Annotated in this window: 5 protein-coding genes; all 5 read left to right on the forward strand. The window is 75.2% G+C overall.

The features are described from left to right. Positions 1-1,329 carry an NtaA/DmoA family FMN-dependent monooxygenase gene (locus R7226_RS08030; RefSeq protein WP_318596549.1) on the forward strand — a complete coding sequence of 443 codons (1,329 nt, stop codon included), beginning with the start codon at positions 1-3 and terminating at the stop codon, positions 1,327-1,329. After that, positions 1,322-2,659 (forward strand): NtaA/DmoA family FMN-dependent monooxygenase, encoded by a 1,338-nt coding sequence (locus R7226_RS08035; RefSeq protein ID WP_318596550.1) that lies wholly within the window; start codon positions 1,322-1,324, stop codon positions 2,657-2,659. The genes R7226_RS08030 and R7226_RS08035 overlap by 8 nt, the downstream gene beginning before the upstream one ends. Then, positions 2,652-3,989 (forward strand): NtaA/DmoA family FMN-dependent monooxygenase, encoded by a 1,338-nt coding sequence (locus R7226_RS08040; protein ID WP_318596551.1) that lies wholly within the window; start codon positions 2,652-2,654, stop codon positions 3,987-3,989. The genes R7226_RS08035 and R7226_RS08040 overlap by 8 nt, the downstream gene beginning before the upstream one ends. A 4-nt stretch (positions 3,990-3,993) precedes the next feature. After that, positions 3,994-5,742, forward strand: coding sequence for an ABC transporter ATP-binding protein (locus R7226_RS08045; RefSeq protein ID WP_318596552.1), 1,749 nt, complete (start codon positions 3,994-3,996; stop codon positions 5,740-5,742). Beyond that, on the forward strand, positions 5,739-7,220 hold a 1,482-nt coding region (locus tag R7226_RS08050; RefSeq protein WP_318596553.1), incomplete at its 3' end, for an ABC transporter ATP-binding protein. The genes R7226_RS08045 and R7226_RS08050, both read left to right, overlap by 4 nt.

The following is a 7,220-nucleotide window of genomic DNA, read 5'->3' on the forward strand; positions in this document are numbered from 1 at the left end:
ATGCCCGCGCGCACGCTGCACCTCAACGCCTTCATCTGGCCCGGCGGCTATCACGAGTCGGCCTGGAAGGTCGTCCCTGAGCCGCCCGAGTCGGTCTTCGACCTGCGCTGGTACGCGGAGATCGCCGGAATCGCCGAGCGCGGCCGGCTCGACTCGCTCTTCCTCGCCGACAACATCGCGCTCGCCGAGCACCGGCTGGAGTACATGCCGCAGACGCAGTTCGACCCGATCGACCTGCTCGCGGCGCTGGCCGGGCTGACCGAGCGGATCGGCCTGATCGCGACCGGCTCGACGACCTACAGCGCGCCATGGGACCTCGCGCGCCGCTTCGCGACGCTCGACTTCGTCAGCGGCGGCCGCGCCGCCTGGAACATCGTCACGACCGGCTCGCCGCTGACGGCCGCCAACTTCGGCCTCGACGCGCATCCCTCGCACGCCGACCGCTACGCCCGCGCGCAGGAGTTCGTCGACGTCGTGCAGCGCGTCTGGGACGCGTGGGACGACGACGCGCTCGTCGGCGACAAGGCGTCGGGGCTGTGGGCGCGGCGCGACAGAGTGCGCGCGCCGCGCTTCGAAGGTGAGCACTTCCGCGTCGGCGGCGCGCTCGCGCTGCCGCGCTCGCCGCAGGGGCGGCCGGTGCTCGTGCAGGCCGGCTCCTCGCCGGCCGGGATCGCGCTCGCGGCCAGATACGCCGAGCTGGTCTTCAGCAGCCAGCCGACGCTGGAGGAGGCAGTCGGCTTCCGTCGCGAGCTGCGCGCGCAGGCCGCCGCGGCCGGCCGCTCGCCCGACGCCGTCCACGTGCTGCCGTCGCTCGTCTACACGCTCGCGCCGACCGAGGCCGAGGCGCGGGCGCGTCAGCAGGAGCTGGAGGAGCTGGCCAGCCCCGAGTTCCGCTGGCGCAACCTGCTGTGGGTGATCGGGCTCGACCCCGACGACTTCGACGGCGACCAGCCGCTGCCCGAGTCGCTGCTCGCCGGCCCCGCGCCGACGAGCCAGGGCGAGCGCGTCTTCGCCGCCGCGCGCGAACAGCGCGTGCCGCTGCGCGAGCTGGCGCGACGGCTGGCGGGGACGCCGACGCAGGCGACCTTCGCCGGCACGCCCGAGCAGCTCGCCGCGCACATCGAGGAGTGGTGGCGGGCCGGCGCGGTCGACGGCTTCACGCTGATGCCGACGACGCTGCCGCACGGGCTGCGGCTGTTCGTCGACGAGGTCGTGCCGCTGCTGCGGCGCAGAGGGATCTTCCGCAGTGAGTACGCCGGCACGACGCTGCGCGACCACTTCGGCCTGGAGCGGCCGGCGGCGCGCCGCGCGGAGACGGCCGATGTCTGAGCGGCAGCTGCACTTCAACGTGCTTGTGATGGACGCCGGCTACCACGAGTCGGCGTGGCGGGTCGTGCCCGAGCCGCCCGACTCCGTCCTGCACCTGGAGCATTACCTGGAGGTCGCGCGCGTCGCCGAGCGCGGCCTGCTCGACTCGCTCTTCTTCGCCGACGTGCCGGGGATCGCCGAGTTCCGCGTCGAGCACATGCCGCAGCCGCACTTCGACCCGATCGACCTGCTGTCGGCGGTCGCGGCGCGGACCGAGCGGATCGGCCTGATCGCGACCGGCTCGACGACCTTCGGCGCGCCGTGGGACCTCGCGCGCCGCTTCGCGACGCTCGACTTCCTCAGCGACGGCCGCGCCGGCTGGAACGTCGTCACGACCGCGCTGCCGGTCGCGGCGCGCAACTTCGGCCTCGAACGGTTGCCCGATCCCAGCGAGCGCTACGCCCGCGCGCAGGAGTTCGTCGAGGTCGTCCAGCGCGTCTGGGACGGGTGGGAGGACGGCGCCTTCGTCGGCTCGCGCGAGCAGGGCGTCTGGGCGGACCGCGGCCGCCTGCACGCGCCGCGCTTCCGCGGCGAGCGGTTCGAGGTCGCGGGGATCCTGCCGTTCCCGCGCTCGCCCCAGGGCCATCCGCTGCTGGCGCAGGCCGGCGCCTCGGCCGGGGGGATCGCGCTCGCCGGCAGATACGCGGAGGTCGTCTTCGCCGCCAAGCCGACGCTGGAGGAGGGGGCCGCCTATCGCGCCGAGCTGCGCGCCGCGGCGGCCGCGGCCGGGCGCGACCCCGACCACCTGCACGTGCTGCCCGGCGTCGCCTTCGTGCTCGGCTCGACCGAGGCGGAGGCGCGCGAGCGGCGCGCGGCCTTGGAGAGCATCGTCAGCTCCGAGTTCCGCTGGCGCAACCTGCTCAACATGAGCGGCTTCGACCCCGACCTGCTCGACCCCGACGAGCCGCTGCCCGACGAGCTGCTCGCGAGCAGGCCGCCGACCTCGGTCGCCGCGCGCGTCTTCGAGCAGGCGCGCGCCCGACGCGTGCCGTTCCGCGAGCTGGCCGAGTCGTTCGCCGTGCTGCCCGGCCAACTGGAGTTCACCGGCACGCCTGAGCAGCTCGCCGAGACGATCGCGCGGTGGTTCGAGGCCGGCGCCGCCGACGGCTTCACGCTGCTGCCGACGACGCTGCCGCACCAGCTCGGCGAGTTCGCCGACCACGTCGTGCCGCTGCTGCAGGCGCGCGGGATCTACCGCCGCGAGTACGAGGGCCGCACGCTGCGCGACCACTACGGCCTGCCGCGCCCGGCCAACGCCAACGTCGCGCCCGTGGGGGTCGGCGATGCCTGAGCGCCACGTCCACCTCAACACGTTCGCGCACGGCTCCGGCTACCACGAGGCCGCCTGGCGGGTGCAGGAGCGTGACCCCGCAGAGGTGCTGCGGCTCGCCTCCTACGAGGAGATCGCGCGGATCGCCGAACGCGGCCTGCTCGACTCGCTCTTCCTCGCCGACAGCCCTGGCGTCGCCGAGTTCCGCACCGAGTTCCTGCCGCAGTCGGCGTTCGACCCGCTGCAGGTGATGGCGGCGCTGGCGGCCGTGACCGAGCACGTCGGGCTGATCGCGACCGCCTCGACGACCTACTCGAAGCCGTACGACCTCGCGCGCCGCTTCGCCTCGCTCGACTTCCTCAGCGAGGGTCGCGCCGGCTGGAACGTCGTCACGACGCGGATCCCCGGCGTGGCGGAGAACTTCGGCGGCGAGCCGCACCCGCCGCACGCCGACCGCTACGCGCGCGCCCACGAGTACGTCGAGGTCGTGCAGAAGCTGTGGGACGGCTGGGACGACGACGCGCTCGTCGGCGACAAGGCGGCCGGGCTGTGGGCGCGGCGCGCCTCGCTGCACCCGCCGGCCCATCGCGGCGAGCGCTTCGACGTCGCCAGCGTGCTCGGCTTCCCGCGCTCGCCGCAGGGCCATCCGGTGCTCGTGCAGGCCGGCGCCTCCGACGCCGGGATCGACCTCGCCGCGCGCTTCGCCGAGCTGGTCTTCATCGGCCAGCCGACGATCGCGGAGGCGGTCGCCTTCCGCGCGCGTGTCCAGCGCCGCGCGGCCGACTTCGGCCGCCCGTCCGACGCGATCCGGATCCTGCCGGCGCTGCCGTTCACGCTCGGCTCGACCGACGCCGAGGCGAAGGCGCTGCGGGCGGAGCTGGAGGCCGCCTCCAGCTCCGAGTTCCGCTGGCGCAACCTCGCCGCGATGACGGAGATCGAGCCGCACGAGATCGACCCCGACGCGCCGCTGCCGGCGGCGCTGCTCGACGCCGGGCCGCGCACCTCGATCGGCGCGACCGTCTACGCGCTCGCGCGCGGACGCGAGCAGACCTTCCGCCAGCTCGCCGAGCAGTTCGCCGTGCGGCCCGGCGCGCTCGACTTCACCGGCACGCCGGAGGAGCTGGCGACGCTGATCGAGCAGTGGTGGCGGGCCGGCGCGGCCGACGGCTTCACGTTGATGCCGATGGTGCTGCCGCGCGACCTCGCGCTGTTCGCCGACCACGTCGTGCCGCTGCTGCAGCGGCGCGGGATCGCGCGGCACGAGTACACGGGCCGCACGCTGCGCGACCACTACGGGCTGGCGCGGCCGCGGCCGGCGCGGGCGGCGAGCCGACCGGTCGCGGCGGCGTGAGGCGGTGAGCGAGCGGGGCGGGGGAGGTGCCTGGCGCCTCCTGTGGGAGTGGTCGCGGCCGCAGCGGCGCGAGGTCGGCTGGGCGTTCGCGATGGGGATCACGTGGTCGCTGGCGGCGGTCGCGGTGCCGCTGGTCGCGCGCGCCGGCGTCGACGCGGCGGTCGCCGGCAACGACGGCGGCGCGCTGCTGGCGGTCAGCGGCGCGCTGCTGCTGCTGGCGCTGCTGAAGGCCGGCGCGCTGCGGATCCGCCGGTATCTCACGTTCACGTCGTCGGCGTGGGTCGCCGGTCGGCTGCGGAGCGAGATGTTCGGGCGGCTGCACGCGCTCGACGCCGGCTTCCACGAGCGCACCTCGAAGGGGCGGCTGCTCGGCTCGCTGTCGGACGACACGCAGAACGTCGAGCAGTTCGGCATCTCGATCCAGGTGCTGATGAACAACTTCGTCTGGGCGGCGCTGATCCTGATCGCGCTCGTCGCGCTCGATCCGGGGCTGGCGCTGCTGGCGGTGCTGCCGCTGCCGTTGGTGCTGGTCGCCGCGCGCCGCTTCACGCTGGCCCTGGTGGAGCCGACCGAGCGCGTGCGCGAGCGGACGCTGGCGCTCGGCGCGACCGTCGCCGACACGGTCGACGGGATCGCGGTCGTGAAGGGGCTGGGGATCGAGCGACGGCAGGTCGAGCGGTTCGAGCGCCGCAGCGCGCGGCTGCACGCCGACGCGCGCGCCGCCGCCGACGTGCGCGCCTGGTACACGCCGCTGATCGAGTCGCTGCCGTCGCTGAGCCTCGCGCTGGTGCTGCTCGCCGGCGGGCTGAAGGTGCGCGCCGGCACGCTCTCGCTCGGCGACTTCACAGCGTTCAACGCGTACGTCGTGATGGCGCTGTGGCCGCTGCGCTTCACCGGCGTGATCGTCGGCCAGGCGTCACGCGCGCGGCTCGCGGTCGAGCGGATCGACGAGCTGCTGCGCGCGCAGCCGACGGTCGCGGCGCCGGTATCCACCACCACGCCACCCGCTGGCCCGCCCGCGCTGTCGTTGACCGCCGTCCGCTTCGGCTATGACCCGGCCGCGCTGGTACTCGACGGGCTCACGCTCGACGTGCCGGCCGGTCAGCTGGTCGCGCTCGCCGGCGCGACCGGCAGCGGCAAGACGACGATCGCGAAGCTGCTGACGCGCACCTACGACGTGCAGGCCGGCAGCGTCGCGATCGGCGGCACGGACGTGCGCGCGTGGGAGCCGGCGGCGCTGCGCGACGCCGTCTGCACCGTGCTCGACGACACCTTCCTCTTCTCGCGCTCGATCCGCGACAACCTGCTGCTGGCGCGGCCCTGCGCCGGCGAGCACGAGCTGGAGCGAGCCGCGCGGCTGGCCGGCCTGCACGACGTGCTGGCGCTGCTGGAGGAGGGCTGGCACGCGCCGGCCGGCGAGCGCGGCGCACGCCTCTCCGGCGGCCAGCGCCAGCGCGTCTCGGTCGCGCGGGCGCTGCTCGCCGACGCGCCGCTGCTGGTGCTCGACGACGTCACCAGCGCGCTCGACGCGCGCAGCGAGCGGCGCTTCGTCGCGGCGCTGGAGGAGATCCGCCAGCAGCGCACGGTGCTGCTCGTGAGCGACCGCGAGGCGGTGCTGGAGCGGGTCGACCGCGTCGTGCTGCTGGCCGGCGGCCGCGTCGCTGCCGACGGCACGCACGCGCGGCTGCGCGCGACGTCGCCGGCCTATCGCGCGTTCTTGACGCACGATCCGCTCGCGAAGGCGGCGTCGTGAGCTGGCGCGCACGTCCGCACGCGGAGGCCGGCGCGAGTCGACGCGCTCGCCGCCGCCCCTGGACGCCGCTGGAGCGGCGCTGGGTGATGGCGCTGCTCGTGGGCGAAGGCCGCCGCTGCGCCGCGCTCGGACTGCTGATCGTCGCGACGACCGCCTGCGTGCTGAGCGGGCCGGCGCTGATCGGCGCCGGCGTGGACGCCGCCGTCGACCCCGGCGGGCGCACGGCGCTGTTCGTCTGCGCCGGCGCCTTCCTCGCGATCTCGATCGCCGGCTGGCTGCTGACCGTCGTCGAACTGCGCCTCTTCGGCCGCCTCACCGAGCTGTTCCTCGCCCGCCTGCGCGAGCGGGCCTTCGCCCACCTGACGGGGCTCAGCGGCGCATGGTTCGACGCGACGCCGTCGGGCACGCCGATCACGCGCCTGACCGCCGACGTCGAGGCGATCGCGATCTTCTTCCGCACCGGCCTGATCCCGCTCGTCACGAACGTCTTCGTGCTGCTGGCGACGCTCGTCTTCATGGCGGCGCTGTCGCTGCCGCTGTTCCTCGTCGTCTTCGTCACGGTGACGCCGGTCGCGGTCGGTCTCTTCGTCGGCTTCCTGCGCCGCTCGCGGCGCGACTACGACCTCGCGCGCGTGCGCATCAGCGAGTCGATGGGCGTGCTGAGCGAGGGCGTCGCCGGGATCGCGGTCGTGCGCGCCTTCGGCGCCGAGCAGCGCGAGCGCGACCACTTCGACGCCGTCAACGGCGCGCAGGTGCAGGCGCTCGTCGACGCCAACCGCACCGGCGCGCAGTTCGCCGCCAGCGTCGACCTCGTCGGCGTGCTCGCGCTCGTGCCGGTGCTCGTCGGCGGCGCCTGGCTCTATGACGGCGGCTACGTCTCGATCGGCGTCGTCGTCGCCTTCGTCGTCTACGTCAGCTCGATCTTCGACCCGGTCCAGCAGATCAGCCAGTTCCTCGGTCAGGCGACCGCGGCCCGCTCCGCGTTCGCCAACGTCGTCGGGTTGCTGGAGGTGCGCGACGCGCTCGCCGAGCCGGAGGCCGGCGCGGCCGCGGAGGCGCCGGCGGGCGGCGACGTCGAGCTGCGCTCGGTCCGCTTCGGCTACGGCGGCCGGCCGGTCCTCGACCGCTTCGACCTGCGCGTGCCGGCGGGCCAGCGGGTGGCGCTGGTGGGCCCGAGCGGTGCCGGCAAGACGACCGTCGCGAAGCTGATCGCGCGGCTCGCCGATCCCGAGCAGGGGCGCGTCACGCTCGGCGGCGTCGACCTGCGCGAGCTGACGACGGAGCGGCTGCGTGCGCGGGTCGTGCTGGTCTCCCAGCATGCCCACGTCTTCGAGGGCGACGTCGCCGCCAACGTGCGGCTGGGGCGGCCGCAGGCGAGCGACGAGGAGGTCGCCGCCACGCTCGCGACGCTCGTCGGCGAGCCGGCGGCGCGGGCGCTGCTGCGCGCGCCGGCCGCGCCCGCCGCGCCAGCCGCCGCC

Source organism: Conexibacter stalactiti (genome assembly GCF_033542075.1).
Taxonomy (GTDB): Bacteria; Actinomycetota; Thermoleophilia; order Solirubrobacterales; family Solirubrobacteraceae; genus Conexibacter; species Conexibacter stalactiti.